Raw genomic sequence first — 24,162 nt, 5'->3', positions numbered from 1 at the left:
CTGTGATTCACCCAAGCTTACTTACGGCACCCCGAGCGCCCGCAGCCCGGCCGCGACACCCGCCGCCACGACGACGACCACCACGAACGGCGCCTTTCGCCAGGCCAGCACGCCGCCGGTGAGGACTCCCGCGGGCAGGGCGACGCCTGCGAACGAGCCGCCGTCGGTCAGGGCCGCGGTCGCGATGAGGCCGACGAGCAGCACGGTGGCGGCGGTGGAGAGGACCTCGGCCAGGCGGGGCGGCAGTTCGGCGTCACCGCCGTGCGCCTTGGCCAGGCGGGTCCGGAGCAGCGGGCCTGCGAGGCGGAAGGCATACGTGCCGACGGCGAGGATCACGATGGCGGTGAGGTTCACGCCGGCACCTCCGTCTTCTTCGGGGTGGGGATCAGCACGGCCAGGCCGACCAGGGCCAGCAGGACGGGCACGCCCGCGGGCAGGAACGGGGTGGTCGCCAGGGCCACCACGGCACCGAGCAGCGCCGCGTTGCGGGTCCTCGGGACCTTCAGCGACGGCAGCACCAGTGCGAGCAGGGCCGCGGGGAAGGCCGCGTCCAGGCCGAACGCGTCCGTGTCGCCGATGAACTGGCCCGCGGCAGCACCCACGACCGTGCCGATGTTCCACACGGTGAACGCCAGCGTCCCCAGGAACCAGAACACCGCCCTGGCCCGCTTCGGGTCGTTCCTCTGGGACAGGGCGAAGGCGACCGACTCGTCGATGAGCAGGTGCGAGCCGACAGCACGGGCGAGCCGGCCGCGACCCATGATGTCGCCGAGCGCCATGCCGAACGGGAGGTGCCGGGCGTTGAGCAGCAGCGCGCCGGCCACCGCGGCGACGAGACCGCCGCCCGCGGCCACCACGCCGACCACCATGAACTGGGAGCCTCCCGCGAAGACCAGCACGGACAGTGCGCTGGGCATCCACCAGTCGAGCCCGCTGCCCACGGCGATGGCGCCGAACGACAGGCCGACCACCGCGATCGCGCCTGCCATGGCCAGCGCGTCGCGTCGCAGAGAAGGGGTGAGTGTTCGCCAGATCGAACGCATGACTTCTATAGTGAACAGTAGTCACACCGTTCGTCAAGGCGAACGATCGGTCTTACAGAGCGAACACGGGAGGACACATCATGACACAGGCGCCGCTCGACGCCATCGCTTTCGCGCTCCGCCGCGAGCGGGAGCGCGCCGGGCTGTCGCTGTCCGAGCTGGCCAAACGGGCGGGCCTCGCGAAGTCGACGCTGTCCCAGCTCGAGGCGGCCAGCGGCAACCCGAGCGTGGAGACCCTGTGGGCGCTGTCGGTCGCACTGGACGTGCCGTTCGCGAGCCTGGTCGAGCCCGTGCGGCCGAAGGTGCAGATCCTGCGCAAGGGCGAGGGACCCGCGGTGTTCTCCGAACGGGCCAACTACGTCGCGACGGTGCTGTCGGCGTGCCCGCCCAACGCCCGGCGCGACGTCTACCTGATCACCGCCGAGCCGGGGTCCATCCGTGAGTCCGAGCCGCACATGCCCGGCGTGGTCGAGCACGTGGTGCTGTGCGCCGGGCGGGCGCGGCTCGGTCTCACCGAGGATCCGGTGGAGTTGGGCCCGGGCGACTACATCGCCTACCCGGGCGACCTCCCCCACATCTTCGAGGCACTCGAGCCCGGCACCTTCACGGTGATGGTGTCCGAGCACGTGTGAGCGGGCCGCCGGTGTCTGGACTGAGCGAGCAGCGGAGGCGCCAGGAGCGAAGCGACTCGCGCTGAGCAGCGCAGGGAGGGAAGACACCGGGAACAGGCCCGCTCACCGCCGAGCGGAGCGAGGCAATCGAACGCAGCCCTACCAGCCGCGGTCGGCCAGGCGGTGCGGTTCGGGGACGTCCTCGACGTTGATGCCGACCATGGCCTCGCCGAGACCGCGGGACACCTTCGCGATGACGTCCGGGTCGTCGTGGAAGGCCGTGGCCTTCACGATCGCCTCGGCACGCCTGGCCGGGTCGCCGGACTTGAAGATGCCCGAGCCGACGAACACGCCCTCGGCGCCCAGCTGCATCATCATCGCCGCGTCCGCCGGGGTGGCGATGCCGCCCGCGGTGAACAGCACGACCGGCAGCTTGCCGAGCCGCGCGACCTCGCGCACCAGCTCGTAGGGCGCCTGGAGCTCCTTGGCCGCCACGAACAGCTCGTCCTCCGGTAGCGACGTCAGCCTCTTGATCTCGCCGCGGATCCTGCGCATGTGCGTGGTCGCGTTGGACACGTCACCGGTGCCTGCCTCGCCCTTGGAGCGGATCATCGCCGCACCCTCGGTGATCCGGCGCAGCGCCTCGCCGAGGTTCGTCGCCCCGCACACGAACGGCACGGTGAACGACCACTTGTCGATGTGGTTGGCGTAGTCCGCGGGCGTCAGCACCTCGGACTCGTCCACGTAGTCGACGCCGAGCGACTGCAGCACCCGCGCCTCGACGAAGTGCCCGATGCGGGCCTTGGCCATCACCGGGATCGAGACCGCGTTGATGATGCCGTCGACGAGGTCCGGGTCGCTCATCCGCGCGACGCCGCCCTGCGCGCGGATGTCCGCGGGAACCCGTTCCAGTGCCATGACCGCCACGGCACCGGCGTCCTCGGCGATCTTGGCCTGGTCGGCGGTGACCACGTCCATGATCACGCCACCCTTGAGCATCTCCGCCATACCCCGCTTGACCCGCGCGGTTCCGGTTACCGCCTCGGGAACGACAGGGGTCGAGTCGTCAGTCACGGACCGTCCCTCCTCTGTGGATTTCATCCCGAGTGTATTCCTCAGGTGGCTATCACCAGCGTGCCAATTCCGCGGTAATTCACCAGGCCACTTGTCTGCGCGGGCTTGTCTGACCTGGTAAACAGGTGTGAGATCGAGCACATACCTCAACACACCGAACCCTGCTGACAGTGCGGTCAAGCGGAAAGGGTGAGTGGCATGGCCAGCAAACACTCGGAAAACGGTGATGGCGGAGCCGCGGTCGCTGTGGACGACCCGGCCAAGGTGCGCAACATCGTTCTCGTCGGGCCGTCGGGTTCCGGGAAGACGACTCTGACAGAAGCCCTCCTCGCCGCCTCCGGCGTGATCTCGCGGGCGGGCACCGTCACCGACGGCACGACCGTGTGCGACCACGACCCCGCCGCGCAGCGCCAGCAGCGCTCGGTCGGACTGTCCGTCGCCCCGCTCGTGCACGGCGACGTCAAGATCAACCTGATCGATACCCCGGGGTACGCGGACTTCGTCGGCGAGGTCCGTGCCGGCCTGCGTGCCGCGGACGCCGCGCTCTTCGTGGTCTGCGCGGCGGAGGGCGTCGACCCGGCGACCATCGCGCTGTGGGCGGAGTGCGCCGCCGTCGGCATGCCCCGCGCCGTGGTGATCGCCAGGCTGGACCACCAGCGCGCGGACGCGATGGCCGAGATGCGTGCCTGCCAGGAGGCGTTCGGCGCCGGTGTGCTGCCCCTGTACCTGCCCGCCGCCACCGGGAAGATGGGGCTGCTGGGGCTCATCACGCGCCGGTTCTTCGACTACTCGGGCGGCTTCCCGCCCACCATCGGCGAGGCGGACGAGGCCGACCTCGCGCTCATCGACGAGGCACGCAACGAGCTCATCGAGGGGATCATCGCCGAGAGCGAGGACGAGACCCTCATGGAGCGCTACCTCGAGGGCGAGGAGATCGAGACCGAGACGCTGATCAAGGACCTCGAGACCGCCGTCGCACGCGGCACGTTCCACCCCGTCCTCCCCGTCTGCGCGACCAGCGGGGTCGGGCTCGCCGAGCTGCTCGAGGCGCTCACCGGCGCGTTCCCGTCGCCGCTCGAGCACGCGGTGCCGGACGTGACCGACGTGCACGGCGTCGGCGCGAACTCCCTGTGTGCCGACCCCGACGGCCCGCTGGTGGCCGAGGTCGTGCGTACCGCCATCGACTCCTACGTCGGCCGCGTGTCACTCGTCCGGGTGTTTTCCGGGACACTGCGCCCGGAGCGGCCGGTGCACATCTCGGGCCACGGCATGGCCGACCGCGGCCACGAGGACCACGACAACGACGAGCGCGTCGCGCACATCTACTCACCGCTGGGGTCGAACCTGCGCGAGGTCTCCTACTGCGTCGCCGGTGACATCTGCGCGCTGACCAAGCTCGGCACCGCGGAGACCGGCGACACCGTGTCCAGCCCGGAGAAGCCGCTGCTGATGCGGCCGTGGCGGATGCCGGAGCCGCTGCTGCCGGTCGCGGTCGTCGCGAAGACCCGCAGCGACGAGGACGCACTGTCCCGCAACCTGAACCGTCTGGTGGCCGGTGACCCGACGCTGCGGCTGGAGCGCAACGCGGAGACCCACCAGCTCGTGCTGTGGTGCATGGGCGAGGCACACGCGGACGTCGTGCTCGCGCGCCTGCGGGCAGGCGGCGCGGACGTGGACACCGAACCGGTGAAGGTCGCGCTGCGTGAGACGTTCGCGGCGCCGGCCCGTGGCAAGGGCAGACACGTCAAGCAGTCCGGCGGGCATGGGCAGTACGCCGTGTGCGACATCGACGTCGAGCCGCTGCCGGTCGGGTCGGGCCTCGAGTTCGTGGACAAGGTGGTCGGCGGTTCCGTGCCGTCGCAGTACATCTCGTCGGTGGAGAAGGGAGTGCGGGCTCAGATGGAGAAGGGCATCCAGGCCGGCTACCCCATGGTGGACATCCGGGTGACCCTGTTCGACGGCAAGGCACACAGCGTCGACTCCTCCGACGCCGCGTTCCAGACCGCGGGCTCGCTGGCGTTGAAGGACGCCGCGGCCAACGGGCGGGTGTCGCTGCTGGAACCGGTCGACCACGTGGCGGTCCGCCTGCCGGACGAGCACCTCGGCACCGTGCTGGGCGACCTGTCGTCCCGGCGGGGGCGGGTGCTCGGCACGGAGGCCGCCGACCAGCCCGGGTACAGCCTCGTCCGCGCCGAGGTCCCCGCGACGGCGTTGCTCCGCTACGCGATCGACCTGCGGGCCATGACGTCCGGCTCGGCGACGTTCTCCAGGATGTTCTCCCGCTACGACCCGCTGCCCGAGTCGATCGCGGCCCAGGTCACGTAGGACTGAGCACGACGACCAACCGGGTTCCGCCCGGTCGGTGCGCGGTGAGCGTGTACCGGCCGGGCGGCACCTCCAGCTCGACCGTGTTGTCCCAGAGCACCCCGCCGACCGCGTGTGGCCCGCTCATCCGCACCGCGCCGGTGGACACGAGCGGGTGTGGTCCGGAGATCGCCGCCGACGGCGCGCCGCCGCCGACCCGGACCTCGACCTCGCACGGCCCGTCACCCGCCTCGATCAACACGATGGCGCTCTCGGCCGGGTCGGCGAGCGCGGCCGCCCAGGACTCGTGGTCCTCGACGTGCGCGAAGGGCGCGGCGTCCCAGACCGCGACGATCCCGTCGTCCGGGAAGACGAGGTGGCTCACCGGACCGTCCGGACCGTGCCGTCCCACTTCTTGGTCATGACCTCGGGCAGCAGGTGCGACAGCTGGACCGGGTAGACCGTGTCCTCGGTGGCACGCAGCTCCTCGACCGACCACCAGCGGTGGCCGTCGACCGTGCGGGCCTCCAGCTCGGTGAAGCCGGACGTGTCCACGTGGACCGGGTCGGCGAGGTCGGCGACGAAGAACCACTCCTCGCCGTCGTAGGTGCGGCCGTCGAAGCTGAACGCGACGCGCCTGCGCCACACCGGGCCGACCAGGCCGTCGTCGCCCAGCTTCACACCCGTCTCCTCGGCCAGCTCACGCAGCGCGGCCGAGCGCAGGTCCTCCCCCGGCTCGACGCCGCCGCCGACGGTGAACCAGAACTTCGTCTCGGGGCGGACCGGGTCGTGGCCGTTGAACAGCAGCACCCGGCGCTCGGTGTCGAAGAGCAGCACCCGCGCGGACGGGCGGGGCAGCGGCGCGGAGGCAGAGTCGGACAGGGACGGCTCGACGATCTCGAAGTACTCGGGGCTCGGCGCGGTGCCCGCCAGCTTCAGCCACCGGACCAGTCTGCGGCGGCGCTGGGTGAGCGTGTCCCGCACGGCGTCGTTGTGCACGCGGCGAGCGATCACCACGCGGTGCTCGGCGTCGAGGAGTTCCGCGGTCAGCGCCAGGGGCAGCTTGGCCCGGTCGATCCCCGCGAGCTGCAGCGACAGCCGGTTCTCGGCACCCTCGCGCTCCTCGCGGAGCGCGCTCTCGGCGCGTTCGGCCTCGGCACGCAGACGGTCGGCACTCACGTCGTCGAGCCGGATCGCGGCGGCGACGGCGCGGGCCACCACCGCCCGTCTGGCCAGTGCGGCGTCCAGCGCCGCCCACGCCGCGTCGGTGCGCACGTGCAACCGGTCCAGACGGTTGGCGGTGGCAGCCAGCCACACCGAAAGCGCCGCCACGAGGACAACGACAAGCGCGACGAGCAACACCGTCATGACGACGCTGCCCCACTACCCTGAAAAGCTCCGCTGACGACGCAGCCTCGACATCGATGGTTCACTCCGCAAGCTCCGCTCACGACGCAGCCTCGCCGACTTCATGGCATCGGAACGCTCCGCAAGCTCCGCTACACCGACGCCCTCCGCAGGCTCGGCAACGTCCTGAACATCGATGGTTCACTCCGCAAGCTCCGCTCACGACGCAGCCTCACCCCACCTCACCAGACTCGACACCCGCGTCCGACTCGACGATGCGCCGCGGGTCGGCGGCGATCGCCTGCTCGTACACCCGCAGGACCTGACCGGACAGCACCGCCCAGTCGAACGCCGCCACGCGCTGGCCTGCGGCCGCCACGTACGAGGCACGTCGCTGCGGGGAGCCAAGCATGCCGCGCAGTGCCGCGGCGAGCGCACCCGGGTCGCCGACGGGGAACACCACGCCCGCGCGGCCGTCGTCGAGCACCCGTCGGAACGCGTCGAGGTCGCTGCCGACCACCGCGGCGCCCGCGGACATGGCCTCGGTGAGGATCATGCCGAAGCTCTCGCCGCCGGTGTTGGGTGCGCAGTACACGTCGACGCTGCGCAGCGCCCGCGCCTTGACCTCGTCGGAGGCCTGCCCGAGCAGGTCGAGCCTGTCCGCGAGCAGCGGGCCCGCCTGGCGGCGCAGCTCGTCCTGGTCGCCGCCGCCGACCACCAGGAGTCGCAGCCCGGGCAGCTCCGGGGCAAGGATGCGCAGTGCGTCCAGCAGGATCGGCATGCCCTTGCGCGGCTCGGTGAACCGGCCGACGAACCCGACCGTGCCGCCCTCGCGGGGGTAGCCGGGCAGCGGCTCGGCCCGCGCGAAGAAGTCGACGTCCACGCCGTTGGGGATCTCCACGGCGTCGCCGCCGAGGTGCTCGACCTGGACGCGCCGTGCGAGCGCGGAGACCGCGATGCGTGCGGTGATCTTCTCCAGGAACGGACGCAGCACCGGTTGGAACGCGGCCAGCGTGCGGGAGCGGTGTGTCGACGTGTGGAAGGTGGCTACGATCGGGCCGTCGGCGATCATCAGCGCCAGCAGCGACAGGCTCGGGGTCGCGGGCTCGTGCAGGTGCAGGACGTCGAAGTCGTGGTCGCGGATCCAGCGGCGCACCCGCCGGTAGGAGACGGGGCCGAAGGACAGGCGTGCGACGGAGCCGTTGTAGGGGATGCCGATCGAGCGGCCGGTGGGGCGGACGAAGTCGGGCAGCGGGGTGTCCTCGTCGGCGGGGGCCAGCACGTCGACCTCGTGGCCGCGCCGCCGCAGCGCCTTGGCGAGGTCGACCACGTGGGACTGCACTCCCCCGGGAACCTCGAAGGAGTACGGACACACGATCCCGATCTTCACCGCGACCCGGTATCGGATCGGCTCGGCCCCGTGGTCAACGCCTTCCGCCGCTCCTCGTCGAGGTCGGCGAGCCAGAGCTTCTGCATCATGTGCCAGTTGGCGGGGTCGTTCACGATGTCCGTGGCGAACGCGTCGGCCATCCGCTGCGTCGCCGTGGCGACGTCCTCGCGGCCGTGCACCTGGATCGGCGTGTGGATGCGCACGCCCCAGCCGTCGTCGGTGAACGTGTTGTCCACGACGAGCAGCTGGGCGCCGGTGGCCGCCGCGAGCCGGGCCGGGCCGGCGGGCATGCGGGTCTCCTCGCCGAAGAACGTGACCGGGATGCCCCGCTTCGACAGGTCCCTGTCGGCCACGAGGCACACGATCTTGTTGGCACGCAGGCGTTCCATCAGCAGCCGGTACGCGCCGCCCTCGCTGGGCAGGATCTCGAAACCGAGTGACTCACGGTAGTCGGCGAACCGCCGGTAGAGGGACTCGGGCTTCAGCCGTTCGTTGACGGTGGTGAACGGGCCCTGGTAGCCGACGAGCCAGATGCCGGAGACGTCGAAGTTGCCGGTGTGCGGCAGCGCGATGACCAGGCCCTTCCCGCGCTCCAGGGCCGCGTCGATCAGCGGAAGGCCGACGATCGTGTCCTGGACCTGCTGGTAGATCTTCCTGTGGTCCATGGAGGGCAGGCGGAAGGCCTCCTTCCAGAACCTCGCGTACGAGCGGACGCCCGCGCGCACGAGGTCGTCCAGCTCGGCCGGGCCCGCCTTGGGCACCACGCGCGCGTAGTTGCGGCGCATCTGCTGGATGCCGGGGCCGTCGCGCCGGGTGCCGAGGTCGGCCGCCGTGCGGAAGACGCCCTTCGCCACCGGCTCCGGCAGTCCGCGCACGATGCCCCAGCCCGTCGCGTAGGCGAGGTCGGATAACCGCTGGCTGAAAGTCATGCCGTCGCTCATGTGGCCTCCGCTGCCGCCGACTGACGCACCGCGACCAGCCGCTGTCCCACCGTGATGACCGAGCCGACGACGAGCAGCCACAGTGCCACGTCGACCGCGTGCGGCACGTCGAGCCCCTGCAGACCGGTCCCCACCAGGGCGATGATCAGCCGCTCGGCACGCTCGACGAGCCCGACGTTCGCCGAGAGGCCGGAGGCCTCGGCCCGTGCCTTGACGTAGGAGATGACCTGGCCGAGCACCAAGCAGATCAGCGCGGCAACGCCGAGGAGACGGCTGTCGGCGACCACGAGGGCGTACCAGGCGATGGCGGCCATGAGGGCACCGTCGGCGATCCGGTCACACGTCGAGTCGAGCACGGCGCCGAACTTGGTGCCGCCGCCCTTCGCGCGGGCCATCGCGCCGTCGAGCAGGTCGAGCATCACGAAGCCCCAGACGGCGAAGGTGCCTGCCAGGAGGTGGCCCGTGGGGAACAGCCAGAGCGCGAACCCGACCGCGCCGGCTGTGCCGAACAGCGTCATCGCGTTGGGTGTGAGCCCGACCCTGACCAGCGCGGCGCCCATCGGGTCCGTGACACGTGAGACAGATGCTCTGGCGAAGATGTTCAGCATGGGGCGGACAGGCCTCACGACGTGGGGCGGCAGGGTGGCTCACTGGAGCCTACTGTGTCTAATTGGCTCGCTCCGCTCGCGGGTGAGCGGGCCTTCACCCGGCGTCTTCCCTCCTGCGCGCGCAAGCCCCTGGGCTCGTACCTCGCACAGGAACTTCCGTGCTCGTCAGTCCAGACACCGGCGGCCCACTCACAGCGACATTGGCTCGCTCCGCTCGCGGGTGACCGGGCCTTCACCCGGCGTCTTCCCTCCTGCGCGCGCAAGCCCCTGGGCTCGTACCTCGCACAGGAACTTCCGTGCTCGTCAGTCCAGACACCGGCGGCCCACTCACAGCGACATTGGCTCGCTCCGCTCGCGGGTGAGCGGGCCTTCACCCGGCGTCTTCCCTCCTGCGCGCGCAAGCCCCTGGGCTCGTACCTCGCACAGGAACTTCCGTGCTCGTCAGTCCAGACACCGGCGGCCCACTCACGCCTTGCGTGGTTGCACCATCTCTTCGCTTTCGGAGCGGGGCTTTCTTGGGGTTCGCTCTTGGGGTTGCACCCGCGGCCCTCTTTGGCCCCGCCCTTGCGTTGCCATGTCCGGGGCGCGGCGACCCCACTAACGGTGCTGCCTGGGTCCCGCCATCCGCCTTCGTGCGAGGCATTCCAGGGTTCGCTCTTCCGGGCCGCTCTCGTGGCCTGCTCTCCCCCGGCCGTGCCTTGCCAGGCCGGCCCAGCTGCAACCCACTAATGATGTTGCTGGTGGGGCTTACCCGCTTTGGTGCGGGGCCTTCCCCAAGTCCCTCGTGCGACCCTTCGCCCTGCTCTCCCCGGCCCCTGCGTTGCCAGGCCCGTGGCGACCCACCAGCGGTGTTGCCTGGTCGCGGCGCCTGCCTGCCCCGGTGCGGGCCTCCCCAGGGTTCGGTTTTCCGGCCACTCTTCCGCTCTCCCGGCCCTGCGCTGCCGGGCCGCCGCGGCGACCCGGCTGTGGTGTTGCGTGGTCGCGGTGCCTGGTGCTGGCTGGCTGGACCTCTCGTGGTGGAGGTCTCGTGTGGGCGGGGTGGTGGAGTGGCTTGCTGCTGTTGCTCGGTCAGTCGCGGCCTTCTGCTGTCAGGCTGGGGCAGGTGATCGGGGGGAGGTTGCCCAGGCCGCGTTGGATGGCCGCGCTGATTTCGCCCAGTTGTTCCACCTGTTCGGGTGTCAGCTGGTCGAACAGCTTCTCGCGCACCTCTGTCACGTGGCCTGGGGCTGCTGCTTCCAGTGCCGCGTAGCCGGCATCGGTGAGGATTGCGTACGAGCCTCTCTTGTCAGTCGGGCAGCCTCTGCGGCGGACCCAGCCGGTCTCCTCCAGCCTCGCGATCGCGTGGGAGAGGCGGCTTCGGGACGAGTTGCGGATGCCTGCCAGCTCACTCATTCTCAGGGTGCGATCGGGGGCCTCCGACAGTGCGACCAGGATCTCGTAGTAGGCGTGCGGCATCGCGGCGTCCCGCTGCAACTGCCTGGCCAGTGCGTCGGACAGCCCAAGGGACGCCGACAGGAACGAACGCCAGACCTCTTGCTCGCGTTCGGTCAACCACCGGATGTCGGACATGGTCACCAGTGTACTTGTTGAACTCTCAAGTATGTAGGTGTAGGGTCGCCGTTGATCGCTCAACAACTGATCGTTCAATCATCTTGTTCGGAGGATTCTTCACATGAGCAGCACCGCCCTCGAGATCCCGGGTTACGTCGCCGGCACCTGGGACATCGACCCGGCGCACACCGAGGCAGGCTTCTCCGTCCGCCACCTGGTCGTCACGAAGGTTCGCGGGCGGTTCGCCGACGTCAAGGGCACCATCACCACGGCTGAGAACCCGCTCGAGTCGTCCGTCGACATCGAGATCGGGCTCGACTCGATCACGACCAACCAGGAGCAGCGCGACAACCACCTGCGCTCCGCCGACTTCTTCGAGGTCGAGACCTACCCGACCATGACCTACAAGGCATCCGGCGCCCGCCAGGACGGCGACAAGTACGTCCTCGACGGCGAGCTGACGCTCAAGGGTGTCACCAAGGTCGTCCCGCTGACCTTCGAGCTCAACGGTATCGGCGAGAACCCCCTCGCGGGCGGGACCGTGGCAGGCTTCTCCGCCACCGCGTCCATCAACCGCAAGGACTTCAACGTCAACTTCGGTGCCGTCCAGAACGGTGTCGCCATCGTGAGCGACAGGGTCGACATCCACCTCGAGGTCGAGGCCAACCTGCGCAAGCCGGAGGCCTGAGCCCGACTCCGGCATGCCCTGACAGCCCTCTTCCCCGCCCGGGAGAGGGCTGTCAGGGCATCTCGTCCCACGCGTCGGCCAGCAGCGCGCGGGTCTGGCCCAGCAGCTGCGGCAGCACCTTGGTGTGCCCGATCACCGGCATGAAGTTCGAGTCCCCACCCCATCGCGGGACCACGTGCTGGTGCAGGTGCGCCGCTATGCCCGCACCAGCGATCACGCCCTGGTTCATCCCCACGTTGAAACCGTGGGGCGACGACACCGACCGGGTGACGGTCATCGCCTTCTGGGTGAACTCCGCCAGCTCGACGGTCTCCTTCGCCGTCAGCTCCGTGTAGTCGGCCACGTGCCGGTACGGCACCACCATCAGGTGCCCGGGGTTGTACGGGTACAGGTTGAGCACCCCGTAGACGAGCACCCCGCGCGCGACGATCAGGGCGTCGGCGTTGTCCAGGCCGGGAAGCCGACAGAACGGGCACCCGTCGGACTCCTCGCCGACCGGCTTGTTCTCGCCCCGGATGTAGGCCATCCGATGCGGCGTCCACAGGCGCTGCAGCTCGTCGCGCACCCCGACGCCATCCTGCTCGACGAACTCCTCGACGAACTCCGCACCGGCCATGGACTGAATCCTAGTGTCCGGTCACCAACGCGCGGCGGGCCAGCGAGCGAGGATGGCTGGTGGGGCTACTGCCCGGCCTTCACCGACTCGGCCGAGGGCGAGGCGTTCTCACGCCGCTCGACCCACTCGACGACGGTGCGTACCGCCTCGTCGACCGGGACGCCGTTGATCTGGGTGCCGTCGCGGAAGCGGAACGAGACCGCGCCCGCCTCGACGTCCTTGGCGCCGGCCAGGAGCATGAACGGGATCTTCTGGGTGGTGTGGTTGCGGATCTTCTTCTGCATGCGGTCGTCGGAGGAGTCGACCTCCGCGCGGATGCCCCGTGCACGCAGCTCGCCGACCACGGACTCCAGGTGCGCGACGTGCTCGTCCGCGATCGGGATTCCCATCACCTGGACGGGTGACAGCCAGGCCGGGAACGCACCCGCGTAGTGCTCGGTCAGCACCCCGAAGAACCGCTCGATCGACCCGAACAGGGCACGGTGCAGCACCACCGGCATCTGACGGGAGCCGTCGGAGGCGGTGTAGGCCAGCTCGAACCGCTTCGGGTGGTTGAAGTCGACCTGGATGGTGGACATCTGCCACGAACGGCCGATCGCGTCCTTGGCCTGCACCGAGATCTTCGGGCCGTAGTAGGCCGCGCCGCCCGGGTCGGGCACCAGGTCGAGGCCGGAGTCGACGGCGGCCTGCCGCAGGGTCTCGGTGGCCTCCGCCCACTCCTCGTCCGAGCCGATGAACTTGCCGGTGTCGCCCTTGGTGGACAGTTCGAGGTAGAAGTCCGACAGGCCGTAGTCGGCGAGCAGGTTCAGCACGAACGCCAGCAGTGACCGCAGCTCGCCGGGCATCTGCTCCTTGGTGCAGTAGATGTGCGAGTCGTCCATGGTCAGGCCGCGGACGCGGGTGAGCCCGTGCACCACGCCGGACTTCTCGTACCGGTACACGGTGCCGAACTCGAACAGCCGCAGCGGCAGCTCACGGTAGGACCGCCCGCGCGACCTGAAGATCAGGTGGTGCATCGGGCAGTTCATCGCCTTGAGGTAGTACTCCTCGTCCTCCAGCTTGAGCGGGGGGAACATGGTGTCGGCGTAGTAGGGCAGGTGCCCCGAGGTGTAGAACAGCCCGGCCTTGCTGATGTGCGGGGTGTTCACGAACTCGTAGCCGGCCTCCTCGTGCCGCTTGCGCGAGTAGTTCTCCATCTCGCGGCGGACGATGCCGCCCTTGGGGTGGAACAGCGGCAGCCCGGAACCGATCTCCTCCGGGAAGGAGAACAGGTCCAGCTCGGTGCCCAGCCTGCGGTGGTCGCGCCGCTCGGCCTCGGCCAGGCGCTCCAGGTAGGCGTCCTGGGCCTCCTGCGACTCCCACGCGGTGCCGTAGATGCGCTGCAGCTGCGGGTTCCTCTCGCTGCCCCGCCAGTACGCGGCCGCGACGCGGGTCAGCTTGAACGCCGGGATGTGCTTGGTGGTCGGCACGTGCGGACCGCGGCACAGGTCGCCCCACACCTGCTCGCCGCTGCGCGGGTCGAGGTTGTCGTAGATGGTCAGCTCGCCGCCGCCGACCTCCATGACCTCGTCGGTGTCGACGTCGGACTTGATGTCCACCAGCTCGAGCTTGTACGGCTCGGCGGCCAGCTCCTGCCTGGCGGCGTCGACCGACTCGACCACGCGGCGGGAGAACCGCTGCGAAGCCTTGACGATCTGCTTCATCCGCTTCTCGAGGGCGGCGAGGTCCTCGGGGGTGAACGGCTTGTCCACGTCGAAGTCGTAGTAGAAGCCGTCGCGCACGGGCGGCCCGATGCCGAGCTTGGCGTCCGGAAACTGCTGCTGCACGGCCTGGGCCAGCACGTGCGCGGCCGAGTGCCGGATGACCGCGCGGCCGTCCTCGGTGTCGGCGGCGACGGCCTCGACCTCGGCGTCGGCCGACGGGGTCCAGGACAGGTCACGCAGGCGGCCCTCGGCGTCGCGGACCACGACGACGGCGTCGGGGCCCTTGCCCGGCAGACCCGCCTCGCGGACCGCCGCGCCCGCCGTGGTGCCTGCCGGCACCACCACGCGCGGGGTGGGTTCGGCGGCAGACGGACGCGACTCGGACACGGTTACTCCTCAGATTGGCTGGCATGCACGCCTCTTGATTGCATGCATGCCTGATGCTATCGAGCCGCCCCGACAGTTGGCCTGCGGGTTTCTCCTCAGCCGTTCAGCCACGCCCGCATGCGCTGGATCTCGTCGGTCTGCTCGACCACCACGTCGTCGGCGATCTCCTGGACCTTCACGTCCAGGCCCTTCTGGCGGACCTCCTCGGCCATGGTCAGCGCGCCCTGGTGGTGGGCGATCATCAGCTGCAGCCAGAGCGTGTCGAAGGCGGCGCCCCTGGCGTTCCGGAGCTGGTCGAGCTGCTCCTGGGTGGCCATGCCGGGCATCGCGCCGTGGTCGCCCGCGGTGTGGTGGTCGGGCGCGGTCGGGTTGACCGTCGGTACCGCGTGCAGGGACAGCCAGCGGTTCATGGCGCCGATCTCGAGCCCCTGGACGTCGGAGATGCGGCTTGCCAGCTCTTTTACGTCTCTTGACGAAGCCCGCTCCGGCGCGAGGTCCGACATCCAGATCGCCTGTTGGTGATGAACGATCATGTCCTGCATGAAGTGCTTGTCGGCGTCGTTGGGCTCCGGCACGTCGATCCCGGTGGCCTCGCCAGGCGCGATTGTGCTGGCCTCCTCACCAGGTCTGCCAGGAACGATCACCGGCCCGGGGTTGCTCGGCGGGGGCGGCGTGGTGCTGCAGGCGGCCAGGGGACCGAGCGCGAGGACAGCCCCGAGCACGACTACGGAGCGCCGGTATGTCCAGTATGTCTTGCTCACAGGAAAACGGTTTCCCATCTGCCGGCGGATCGCTGGATTAGATCTAGTTTATTCCTGACTTACCTGCTCATAATGTGTCATCCCAACGGCACGAGGAGGGGACACCTGTCGTGAGCTCGACCCTGCACGGCTGGCGACGAAGAGTGACGGTCGCCGCGATCGGCGCTGCCGCACTGGCGCTCGGCACGATCTCGGCCCCACTGGCCGCGGCCCAGGAGATCCCTGGCCCGGACGAGATCGTCACCAGCCCGAACATGAAGCACGAGCTGAACATCCCGCAAACCGCTCCGCTCGCCAACAGCACGTCCACCGGCACGGACCTCGCGTTCCAGGGCAGGTACGCGTTCCAGGGCAACTACGACGGCTTCACCATCTACGACATCAAGAACCCCAAGAAGACCAAGATCCTGACCCAGGTGCTCTGCCCGGGCTCCCAGAACGACGTCTCGGTCACGGGGAACCTGCTCTTCCTGTCGACTGACTCCAGGCGCAGCGACGACTCCTGCACGTCAGTGGCCCAGAACGACGGCTCGCTGCCGTACTGGGAGGGCATCAAGATCTTCGACATCTCCGACAAGCGGGCGCCGAGGTACATCAAGTCCGTGGAGACCGCGTGCGGCTCGCACACGCACACGCTGGTGCCGTCGAAGGACCGCAGGACGGCCTACCTGTACGTGCAGTCGTACGGTCCGTCGACCACGATCGCGAAGTGCCAGCCGCCGCACGACCTGATCTCCATCGTCGAGGTGCCGCTGCGCAACCCGACGGCGGCCAAGGTCGTGTCGACGCCGGTGCTGTTCCCGGACGGCGGCTACGACGGCCCCGACACCGGCAGCGGCACCTCCGGTGGCGTCGACACCTCGGGCTGCCACGACATGACCGTGTACCCGGAGAAGGACCTGGCCGCGGGCGCCTGCATGGGTGACGGTGTCCTGTTCGACATCTCCAACCGCACGGCACCCCGCGTGATCAACCGGGTCGAGGACACCGTGCACTTCGCGTTCTGGCACTCGGCGACATTCAACAACGCGGGCACCAAGGTCATCTTCACCGACGAGCTCGGCGGCGGCGGCCTCGCGACCTGCAACGCCGCGATCGGCCCCGACCGCGGCGCGGACGGCATCTACGACATCGTCGGTCGTGGTGACCAGCGCAAGCTGGTGTTCCGCAGCTACTTCAAGATCGACCGCTACCAGGACGACTCGGAGAACTGCGTCGCCCACAACGGCTCGCTCATCCCGGTGCCCGGCAAGGACATCATGGTCCAGTCCTGGTACATGGGCGGGGTCCAGGTGTGGGACTTCACCAACTCGGCGCACCCGAAGAAGATCGGCTTCTTCGAGCGCGGGCCAGCCGCGGACCCCAACACGGGCGGCGGCACCTGGTCGGCCTACTACTACAACGGGTACATCTTCTCGTCCGATCTCGGCAAGGGCTTCGACGTCCTGAGCATCAACGACCCGAGGACCAACCCGGCGAAGTTCGTCCACATGGACGAGCTGAACGTGCAGACCCAGGGCAACTACTACCGCTGGTAGTGGCTTGTCCCCCAGGTCAGGCCCCGCGGGCACACCAGCCCGCGGGGCCTGGCCCGTTCGGGGTGATGATCGTTTGGACCCCCTCCGCGCGGCCCCGGAACAGGCGTCGGGTAGGCTTTCGCACGTCGTTGAGGGCGATTAGCTCAGCGGGAGAGCGTTCCGCTCACACCGGAAAGGTCACTGGTTCGATCCCAGTATCGCCCACCGACATTCACGCAGGTCAGGCCTCGCTTCGGCGAGGCCTGACCTCGTTTGGTGCCATGGGCGTGCCAGACCGTCGGTGACCGCTGCCCTGGCGGCCGGTCTCGACGCCGGTCGCCACGCTCGACGGCAGGCTTCAGGCGGAGGCCGGCGGCACCTCGACGTGTCTGTAGCGCGAGGTCGTGGGGAGCCTCCTGGACACCACCAGTGCCGACCAGGTGCGAGCGACCGGGGCGGTTCTGGCGCGGCTGCAGGACGCGCCCGCGGTTTGTCCCGGCACCGAGTGGGTGGCAGGGCTGTCCGGTCCATCCGCGCCGCTGGCCGAGCGGATCGCCGGCCGGTGGCCAACCGAACTCACGAGCGCTCGACTACCAGACGCCGGACGACGTGGACTCGATGCCGCGGTGGTGGACGGTGCCCGCCGGCGGCGACCTGTTGACCTCATTTGACTAGTACGTTTTAGTAGCTGGCCGTTGACAGCATTCGCACAGACCGCCTACTTTCGTAGAGGTCTGGACCTATAGTGCCTCACAAGCTGGATCTCAAGCTCGCACGTTCGCGTCCGCGCCGGTAGTAAATCGCTCCAGTTCACTGGCCCCGCAGGCCAGGTGACGTCGGCGTGCGACGCTCACGCGAAAGGTCACGACCCATGTCCCTGCGCAGCAGAACACGATCCCTGGTGACCGTCGTGGCGACCGCGCTGGCCCTCGGCGCGACGGCCACGACCGGCGCCACCGCATCCGCGGTGCCCCCGGCGCCAACCGGAGTGACCAGGGCCGACGTCGTCAACTACTTCACGAGCATCACCGGGCGCAACTGGCTCTCCGGCCAGCAGGACGGTCCCAACAGCAACCCGTCGCAGTGGTACCGCAAGGTGCACGACATCACCGGCCTGTACCCGGGGGTGTGGGGTGGCGACTTCGGCTTCAGCCAGAGCGACATCGACAACAGACAGACCGTGATCAACCAGGCCAAGGCGGCGTGGGCCGCGGGCACGATCCCCGCGATGACCTGGCATGCCTGCGTCACGTTCGTCGCCACCTGTCAGTTCGAGGGTGGCAGCTGGCCGGTCAAGGGCAGTTGGCTGGACGACAGCCAGTGGAACGAGCTGGTCACCGACGGCACCGCGCTCAACAACGCGTGGAAGACCCGCCTCGCCCAGACCGTGCCGTACTTCCAGCAGCTCGAGGACGCCGGCATCCCGGTGCTGTTCCGCCCACAGCACGAGATGAACGAGGGCTGGGCGTGGTGGGGTGGTCGCCCCGGCGCGAACGGCAGCCGCAAGCTGTTCCAGATCACCCACGACTACCTGACCGGCAGAGGCCTGGACAACATCGTGTGGGTGTGGAACGTCAAGGACGTGGCGGGCGGGGCCTCCCGCGCCGCCGACTACTACCCCGGCGACCAGTACGTCGACCTGGTCACGCTGGACGCGTGGGTGCAGTACTTCCCGTCGACGGAGTGGTACAACGCGATCCAGGCCATCGCCCACGGCAAGCCGATCGCACTGGCCGAGGTCGGCCGGGCACCGACGCCCGCGAGCATGGCGGCCCAGCCGAAGTGGACGTACTTCAGCGTCTGGATCGACTGGCTCACCAAGCCGGAATACAACACCAACGACGGCGTCAAGGCCACCTACTACGACGGCCGCGTCCTCAACCAGGGTGAGATCTCGATCCCCACCGGGAACGGCACGCCGCCACGGACCGGGCGGATCACCGGCGTGGGCGGCAAGTGCGTCGACGTGGCGGGTTCGGCCACCGCCAACGGCACCGCCGTCCAGCTCTACGACTGCAACGGCACGGCCGCGCAGACGTGGACCGTGGGCACCGACGGAACCCTGCGCGCGCTGGGCAAGTGTCTCGACGTCACCGGGCAGGGCACCGCCAACGGCACCCTCGTCCAACTGTGGGACTGCAACGGTTCCGGCGCCCAGCAGTGGCAGTTCCAGAATGGACAGTTGCGCAACCCGCAGTCGGGCCGGTATCTCGACGCGCCCGGCGGCAACACGGCCAACGGCACCCGGCTCCAGATCTGGGACGCCAACACGAACGCCTGGCAGAAGTGGACCCTGCCCTAGCTCCCGTCCCACACGCAGACCGACTCAAGGAGGAGTCCAGATGCGCCTGTTCTCTCCCCGTGCCCGCGCGGGCCTCATGACCGTGCTCGTCACAGCGGGCCTCACCGCCGCGGTCGCACCGCGGGCCGACGCGTTCCCGCCGTCGACCAGACAGCAGGTGATCAACTACCTGAGCTCGATCACCGGCCGCAACATCGTTTCCGGCCAGCACAACAAGGAACCCGCGAGCCAGCCCGGCCAGTACACCCAGCAGGTCAAGGACGTCACCGGTCAGTACCCGGGCCTGTGGGGCGGGGACCTGATGTTCCGGCCGGAAGACGTCGCCAACCGGCAGCGCGTGATCGACCAGGCCAAGACCGAGTGGGCCAACGGCTCACTGGTCGCACTGACCTGGCACGTGTGCACCCCGACCGGCGGCAGCACCTGTCAGTTCGACGGCGGCGTCAAGACCTCGATCTCCAGCACCCAGTTCACGCAGATCGTCACGAACGGCACGGCTCTCAACACCGCGTGGAAGCGACGCCTCGACGAGGTCGTCCCCTACCTCCAGCAACTCAAGAGCGCGGGCGTGCCGGTGTTGTTCCGGCCGCTGCACGAGATGAACGAGTCGTGGAACTGGTGGGGCAACCGGCCCGGGTCCGGCGGCGGTGCCCTGCTCTACCGCATCACCCACGACTACCTCGTGGGCAAGGGCCTGGACAACCTGATCTGGGTGTGGAACGTGCAGGACAACCCGGCAGGCAACTGGGCCGCCTACTACCCCGGCGCGCAGTACGTGGACGTGGTGTCGCTCGACGCCTGGTACAAGGGCTATCCGAGCCAGGCCGACTACCAGCAGATCCAGAACATCGCGGCAGGCAAGCCGATCGCCATCGCCGAGCTGGGCAAGGTGCCCAACGCGTCCCTTCTGGACAGTCAGACCCGGTGGACCTACTTCATGGTGTGGTCCGAGCAGTTGCGGGAGAACAACACCAACGCCGAGATCCAGGCGGGCTACTTCCACCCCCGGGTCCTGAACCAGGGCGAGCTGACGATCTCCGGCGGTACCACCACGCCGCCGAGGACCGGCGCCATCACCGGCGTGGGCGGCAAGTGCGTCGACATCGCGGGGTCGAGCACCGCCAACGGCGCCGCGGTGCAGCTCTACGACTGCAACGGCTCGGCCGCGCAGACGTGGACGGCGGACTCCGCAGGCACTCTGCGGGCGCTGGGCAAGTGTCTCGACGTCACGGGGCAGGGCACCGCGAACGGGACGTCGATCCAGCTGTGGGACTGCAACGGTTCCGGCGCGCAGGGGTGGCAGGTCGACGGCGCGCACCTGCGCAACCCGCAGTCCGGGCGCTGTCTCGACGTGCCGAGCGGCAACAGCGCCAACGGCACCCGGCTCCAGATCTGGGACTGCAACACGAACGCCTGGCAGAACTGGGCTCTGAGCGCCTGACCCACCCCCGGTGGCCGGCCCGCCACGACGCGGGCCGGCCACCTTCGTCGACGGGACACCATCATGCGCAGACTCCTGCACACCACGCTTTCCGCTCTCCTGGCCGTGGCGGCCGCGACGGGGATCGCCGCGACGGCACGGGCGGCCGACGCGACGGGCCCGATCACCGGGCTGGCAGGCAAATGTGTCGACGTCGCCGCCTCGGCGACGGCTAACGGCACCCCGGTTCAGCTCTACACGTGCAACGGCACCGCAGCGCAGCAGTGGACGGTCGTCGCCGACCGGACCGTGCGTGCCTTCGGCAAGTGCCTCGACGTGCAGGGCGGCATCAACGCGGACGGCACGAAAGTCCAGCTGTGGGACTGCAACGGGAATCCCCAGCAGCAATGGACCTACGACCCGGCACGCCTCACGCTGGTCAACCCGGCCACCGGGCGCTGCCTCGACGCGAGGGGGCAGTCCGACGCCGACCGCACGCCGCTCCAGGTGTGGACCTGCAACGGGCAGACCAACCAGCGCTGGACCCTGCCCACCGGCCAGGGGTGCCAACGCGCCGTGCCCGTCGGTGAGCACGCCGTCCCCGTGGTCCTGGGTGGCACGCGCTACGACGTGACGGTCTACGTGCCCGCCAGTGCCCCCGCCACCGCGCCGCTTGTCCTCAACCTCCACGGCACGGGCAGCTGGGGCGCCAACCAGTTGTACTACAGCGACATGAAGGTCGCCGCCGATGCCAACGGCTTCCTCGTCGCCGCGCCGAGCGGCGCGATGCCGAACGGCGACGGGTACGCGTGGAACGTGCCCGGCGTCGGCTCCTACCCACCCGGTTCGCGTGATGACGTCGCCTTCCTCGACCAGGTCATCACGACGCTGACCGGTTCGCTGTGCGGTGACCCCAAGCGGGTCTACGCCACGGGGTACTCCGGCGGCGGGCGGATGACCTCCGCGTACGCCTGTGCCCGGCCCGACCGCGTCGCCGCCATCGCGCCCGTCGCCGGTCTGCGCGCGGGTCGGCCCGATCCCGCCGACGCCTCGCGGCCGGACACCGCGTCGTGCCGTCCCTCCGTGTCCGTGCCGGTCGTCGCCTTCCACGGCAGGCAGGACGCGACCAACCCGTACGACGGCGGCGGCAGCGACGTCTGGCGCTACTCCGTGCCTGCCGCGCAGCAGCGGTGGGCCGCCATCAACGGCTGCACCGGGAGCCCGACCTCCACGACGGTCAGCACCCACGTGACGTCCACCGCCTACCGGTGCGGAGCCGACGTGGTCCTCTACACCGTGTCGGACGGGGGCCACACGTGGCCGGGGACCCCGCGCCCCTCCCCCGGCAACGGCAGCACGACCCAGGAGATCAACGCGAACACCCTGATGTGGCAGTTCTTCACCCGCTACACCCGCTGAGGCCTGTCCAACGCCGACTGCGTGTCGTTCACGGTGAACAGAACGGCACGCAGGTCGGCGGCCGTGACCTCGGTGACGCCCCGCACGGTGACCACACAGGACTCGCCGGGCAGCAGGGTGATCAGGCCGCGGTCGGTCGTCGCCGCCGGAGCAAGGCGGTCGGCCTGGAGGAGAAGGTCACGGACGAACGTGCCCGCGGTGATGGTGACGGTGAGGCCGTCCGGCAGCCGTGCGGTGGTGACTTCGAGCTCCGCCGCAGGGTAGTCGAACTCGCTGTCCGGGCAGCCGAGTACGACATCCCGCAGCTCTCCCGTGTCGGCGACCAGCACCTCGATGCGGGGATCGGTGAACTCGCGGACCCCAGTCGGGACGGGCAGCACCTGAACGGCTCTCGGTGCCACCGCGAACGGCACCGCCGCCTCGGCCAGGGTGGTGCCCTCGACCAGCACCCGCCGCACGTGGACCGTGCCCTCCCACGGACGGTCGGACTGGTTGTCGACGGCCAGCACCCGTTTCCCGTCCCGCGTCTGGACGGTGAGGAGCCGGTCGGCGTAGAGGCGGCGGAGCTCGTGGTAGAGCGGCTTGGGTCTGCCCGCGCCGTCGATGGCCGCCCAGGACGTGACCGGCCAGCAGTCGTTGAGCTGCCACAGCACGGTCCCGGCGCACACCGGCCACTGGGAGCGCCAGTGGCCGACACCGGTGGCGATCGCGCGTGCCTGGTTGACCTGGGTGAGGTAGAGCCACTCGTCGAACGTGCGCGGGCTCGCGAAGTGGTGGGACAGGCCGCGATCGAGCTTCCCGTTGCCGTCCTCGGCCTTCTGGTGGTGCAGCACTCCGGCGGAGTCCGGTCGCAGCTCCTCGTTCGGGAGCGCGGCACGCAGAGTCGCGTACGCGGGTGGCGCCTGCCAGCCGAACTCGGCGACGAACCGGGGCACGTCGGCCAGGTAGTCGGTGTAGTCCCGGCGGTTCCACACCTCCCACGAGTGCGTCGGGCCGTGCGCCGGGTCGTTGGGGTGGCGGTCCCACGACCCCGACCACGGGCTGCCCGGGTAGTACGGCCTGGTCGGGTCCAGCTCCGCCACGACACGCGGCAGCAGGCCGAGGTAGTAGCCCTCACCCCAGCTGTCGCCCGCCAGCTCCGTCTCCCAGCCCCAGTCGCGGAATCCCCACAGGTTCTCGTTGTTCCCGTTCCACAGCACGAGGCTCGGGTGCGGCATCAGGCGGACGACGTTCTCCCGCGCCTCGGCCTCCACCTCACCGCGCAGCGGCTGCTCCTCCGGGTAGGCGGCACACGCGAACAGGAAGTCCTGCCAGACGAGCAGCCCCAGCTCGTCGCACGCGGAGTAGAAGGCGTGGTCCTCGTAGATCCCGCCGCCCCAGACACGGACCAGGTTCACCCCGGCGTCGGCGGCCTGGTCGAGGCGGTGCCGGTAGCGCTCGGGGGTGACCCTGGTGAGCAGGGCGTCGTCCGGGATCCAGTTGACGCCCCGCGCGAACACCGGGGTGTCGTTGACCTTCACCGTGAACGCGCTGCCGTGGTCGTCGCGTGCGGTGTCGAGTTCGACGGTGCGGAAACCGATCCGCCGCTCCCAGCGGTCGAGGACCTCGCCGGTCGCCGCGTCGGCGAGCGTGACAGTGCAGGTGTGCAGAGCTTGCTCGCCGTAGCCGCGCGGCCACCACAGGGCGGGGTCGGGGACGTCGAGGTGGACCACGGGTTTGTCGTCCAGTGCGGGGACCGTGACGGTCGCCGTGGTCGCGCCCACGGCGACGGTGACGGTGAGGGTGTGGTGCCGTCCGGAGTCCGTCCGTACCAGCTCCAGATGTGCCGCCACCTTCCCCGTTCCGTTGTGGACGGTGACGAGCGGGCGCACGACGGCCAGCCGCGCGGTGCTCCAGGTCTCGAGGCGCACCGGGCGCCAGATGCCTGCCGTCACCAGGGTCGGCCCCCAGTCCCACCCGAAGCCGCACGCCATCTTGCGGACGTAGTTGAACGGCTCCGGGTAGGCGTTCGGGCGCGATCCCAGCCGGTCACGCAAACCCTCCGCCTCGGTGTAGGCGGAGGTGAACAGCACCGACAGGACCGAACCCGCCGTGACCCGGCCGGTGACGTCGAACCGGTACGAGCGGTGCATGTTCCGGGTCGTACCGAGGAGGTCGCCGTCGAGTGACACGGCGGCGACCGTGTCCAGTCCGTCGAACACCAGTTCGGTGCGCTCGCCGGGCTCGGGGAGGTCGTCCAGGATCGTCCGGTACTCCCAGTCGGCTCGCCCGACCCACGTCAGCGCCAGTTCGTTGAGGTCCTGGTACGGATCGGGGATCAGCCCGGCCGCCATGAGGTCGGTGTGGCACGACCCGGGCACCTGCGCGGGCACCGCCACGTGACGCACGTCGGCGGGAGCCTCACCGCCCGCCAGCCGCAGGGTCCAGCCCGACGTGAGAGGTGTGCTTCTGGTCAAACCACGACTCCTGGTCAAGAGGGG

General features: G+C 69.8%; 20 protein-coding genes and 1 tRNA gene. 8 read left to right on the top strand and 13 right to left on the bottom strand.

The window, feature by feature from the left end; all coding sequences use genetic code 11:
- Positions 1–21: 21 nt before the first annotated feature.
- On the bottom strand, positions 22–354 hold the full coding sequence (locus tag CLV71_RS23140) for an AzlD domain-containing protein (RefSeq protein ID WP_133904930.1): 333 nt from the start codon (positions 352–354) through the stop codon (positions 22–24).
- Positions 351–1,043, bottom strand: a complete 693-nt coding sequence (locus CLV71_RS23135; RefSeq protein WP_133904929.1) for an AzlC family ABC transporter permease — start codon at positions 1,041–1,043, stop codon at positions 351–353. Before CLV71_RS23135 ends, CLV71_RS23140 begins: the two co-directional genes overlap by 4 nt.
- 80 nt (positions 1,044–1,123) lie before the next feature.
- On the opposite strand from CLV71_RS23135, the gene CLV71_RS23130 reads away from it, so the two are divergent.
- On the top strand, positions 1,124–1,675 hold the full coding sequence (locus CLV71_RS23130) for a helix-turn-helix domain-containing protein (protein WP_133904928.1): 552 nt from the start codon (positions 1,124–1,126) through the stop codon (positions 1,673–1,675).
- A gap of 138 nt (positions 1,676–1,813) precedes the next feature.
- On the opposite strand, the gene pdxS is transcribed toward CLV71_RS23130, so the two are convergent.
- Positions 1,814–2,755, bottom strand: a complete 942-nt coding sequence (gene pdxS / locus CLV71_RS23125) for a pyridoxal 5'-phosphate synthase lyase subunit PdxS (RefSeq protein ID WP_133904927.1) — start codon at positions 2,753–2,755, stop codon at positions 1,814–1,816.
- Between the two features lie 171 nt (positions 2,756–2,926).
- Here pdxS and CLV71_RS23120 point away from each other — a divergent pair, with 171 nt between their 5' ends.
- Positions 2,927–5,053, top strand: a complete 2,127-nt coding sequence (locus tag CLV71_RS23120) for an elongation factor G-like protein EF-G2 (RefSeq protein ID WP_133904926.1) — start codon at positions 2,927–2,929, stop codon at positions 5,051–5,053.
- Here the strand turns inward: CLV71_RS23120 and CLV71_RS23115 are convergent.
- From CLV71_RS23115 to CLV71_RS23090, 6 genes are all read right to left on the bottom strand, one after another.
- Complete coding sequence (locus CLV71_RS23115; RefSeq protein ID WP_133904925.1) at positions 5,046–5,417, bottom strand: hypothetical protein; 372 nt, start codon at positions 5,415–5,417, stop codon at positions 5,046–5,048. The two genes, CLV71_RS23120 and CLV71_RS23115, sit on opposite strands and share 8 nt — an antisense overlap.
- Positions 5,414–6,400, bottom strand: coding sequence for an NUDIX hydrolase (locus CLV71_RS23110; protein ID WP_133904924.1), 987 nt, complete (start codon positions 6,398–6,400; stop codon positions 5,414–5,416). The genes CLV71_RS23115 and CLV71_RS23110 overlap by 4 nt, the downstream gene beginning before the upstream one ends.
- Before the next feature lie 211 nt (positions 6,401–6,611).
- Positions 6,612–7,769: a glycosyltransferase family 4 protein gene (locus CLV71_RS23105; protein WP_133904923.1), complete on the bottom strand. Its 1,158-nt coding sequence runs from the start codon at positions 7,767–7,769 to the stop codon at positions 6,612–6,614.
- Positions 7,766–8,710 carry a phosphatidylinositol mannoside acyltransferase gene (locus CLV71_RS23100; protein WP_424923899.1) on the bottom strand — a complete coding sequence of 315 codons (945 nt, stop codon included), beginning with the start codon at positions 8,708–8,710 and terminating at the stop codon, positions 7,766–7,768. Before CLV71_RS23100 ends, CLV71_RS23105 begins: the two co-directional genes overlap by 4 nt.
- Complete coding sequence (pgsA, locus tag CLV71_RS23095) at positions 8,707–9,318, bottom strand: phosphatidylinositol phosphate synthase (RefSeq protein WP_133904922.1); 612 nt, start codon at positions 9,316–9,318, stop codon at positions 8,707–8,709. The genes CLV71_RS23100 and pgsA overlap by 4 nt, the downstream gene beginning before the upstream one ends.
- A 1,068-nt stretch (positions 9,319–10,386) precedes the next feature.
- Complete coding sequence (locus tag CLV71_RS23090) at positions 10,387–10,887, bottom strand: MarR family winged helix-turn-helix transcriptional regulator (protein WP_133904921.1); 501 nt, start codon at positions 10,885–10,887, stop codon at positions 10,387–10,389.
- 103 nt (positions 10,888–10,990) lie between these two features.
- On the opposite strand from CLV71_RS23090, the gene CLV71_RS23085 reads away from it, so the two are divergent.
- Positions 10,991–11,557 (top strand): YceI family protein, encoded by a 567-nt coding sequence (locus tag CLV71_RS23085; RefSeq protein WP_133904920.1) that lies wholly within the window; start codon positions 10,991–10,993, stop codon positions 11,555–11,557.
- A 52-nt stretch (positions 11,558–11,609) separates the two neighbouring features.
- Here the strand turns inward: CLV71_RS23085 and CLV71_RS23080 are convergent, their stop codons facing one another.
- The 3 genes from CLV71_RS23080 to CLV71_RS23070 form a co-directional block, all read right to left on the bottom strand.
- Positions 11,610–12,173 (bottom strand): HIT family protein, encoded by a 564-nt coding sequence (locus CLV71_RS23080; RefSeq protein ID WP_133904919.1) that lies wholly within the window; start codon positions 12,171–12,173, stop codon positions 11,610–11,612.
- 65 nt (positions 12,174–12,238) lie between these two features.
- Positions 12,239–14,263, bottom strand: a complete 2,025-nt coding sequence (gene thrS, locus CLV71_RS23075) for a threonine--tRNA ligase (protein WP_133904918.1) — start codon at positions 14,261–14,263, stop codon at positions 12,239–12,241.
- A 95-nt stretch (positions 14,264–14,358) separates the two neighbouring features.
- Positions 14,359–15,024, bottom strand: coding sequence for a DUF305 domain-containing protein (locus tag CLV71_RS23070; RefSeq protein ID WP_243866646.1), 666 nt, complete (start codon positions 15,022–15,024; stop codon positions 14,359–14,361).
- Positions 15,025–15,134: 110 nt separating this feature from the next.
- On the opposite strand from CLV71_RS23070, the gene CLV71_RS23065 reads away from it, so the two are divergent.
- The 5 genes from CLV71_RS23065 (at position 15,135) to CLV71_RS23045 (ending at position 21,682) form a co-directional block, all read left to right on the top strand.
- Complete coding sequence (locus tag CLV71_RS23065) at positions 15,135–16,562, top strand: LVIVD repeat-containing protein (RefSeq protein WP_243866645.1); 1,428 nt, start codon at positions 15,135–15,137, stop codon at positions 16,560–16,562.
- Between the two features lie 132 nt (positions 16,563–16,694).
- Positions 16,695–16,766: transfer RNA gene (locus CLV71_RS23060), tRNA-Val, on the top strand.
- A 646-nt stretch (positions 16,767–17,412) separates the two neighbouring features.
- Positions 17,413–18,843, top strand: coding sequence for a glycosyl hydrolase (locus tag CLV71_RS49405; protein WP_133904916.1), 1,431 nt, complete (start codon positions 17,413–17,415; stop codon positions 18,841–18,843).
- Between the two features lie 40 nt (positions 18,844–18,883).
- Complete coding sequence (locus CLV71_RS49400) at positions 18,884–20,284, top strand: glycosyl hydrolase (RefSeq protein ID WP_133904915.1); 1,401 nt, start codon at positions 18,884–18,886, stop codon at positions 20,282–20,284.
- Positions 20,285–20,347: 63 nt separating this feature from the next.
- On the top strand, positions 20,348–21,682 hold the full coding sequence (locus CLV71_RS23045) for an extracellular catalytic domain type 1 short-chain-length polyhydroxyalkanoate depolymerase (RefSeq protein WP_133904914.1): 1,335 nt from the start codon (positions 20,348–20,350) through the stop codon (positions 21,680–21,682).
- On the opposite strand, the gene CLV71_RS23040 is transcribed toward CLV71_RS23045, so the two are convergent.
- Positions 21,670–24,138, bottom strand: a complete 2,469-nt coding sequence (locus CLV71_RS23040; protein ID WP_208297695.1) for a glycoside hydrolase family 2 protein — start codon at positions 24,136–24,138, stop codon at positions 21,670–21,672. The genes CLV71_RS23045 and CLV71_RS23040 overlap by 13 nt on opposite strands.
- Between the last annotated feature and the right edge of the window lie 24 nt (positions 24,139–24,162).

The sequence above is a fragment of the Actinophytocola oryzae genome (assembly GCF_004364325.1).
GTDB lineage: Bacteria > Actinomycetota > Actinomycetes > Mycobacteriales > Pseudonocardiaceae > Actinophytocola > Actinophytocola oryzae.
This window is presented reverse-complemented; position numbering and strand designations above follow the sequence as displayed.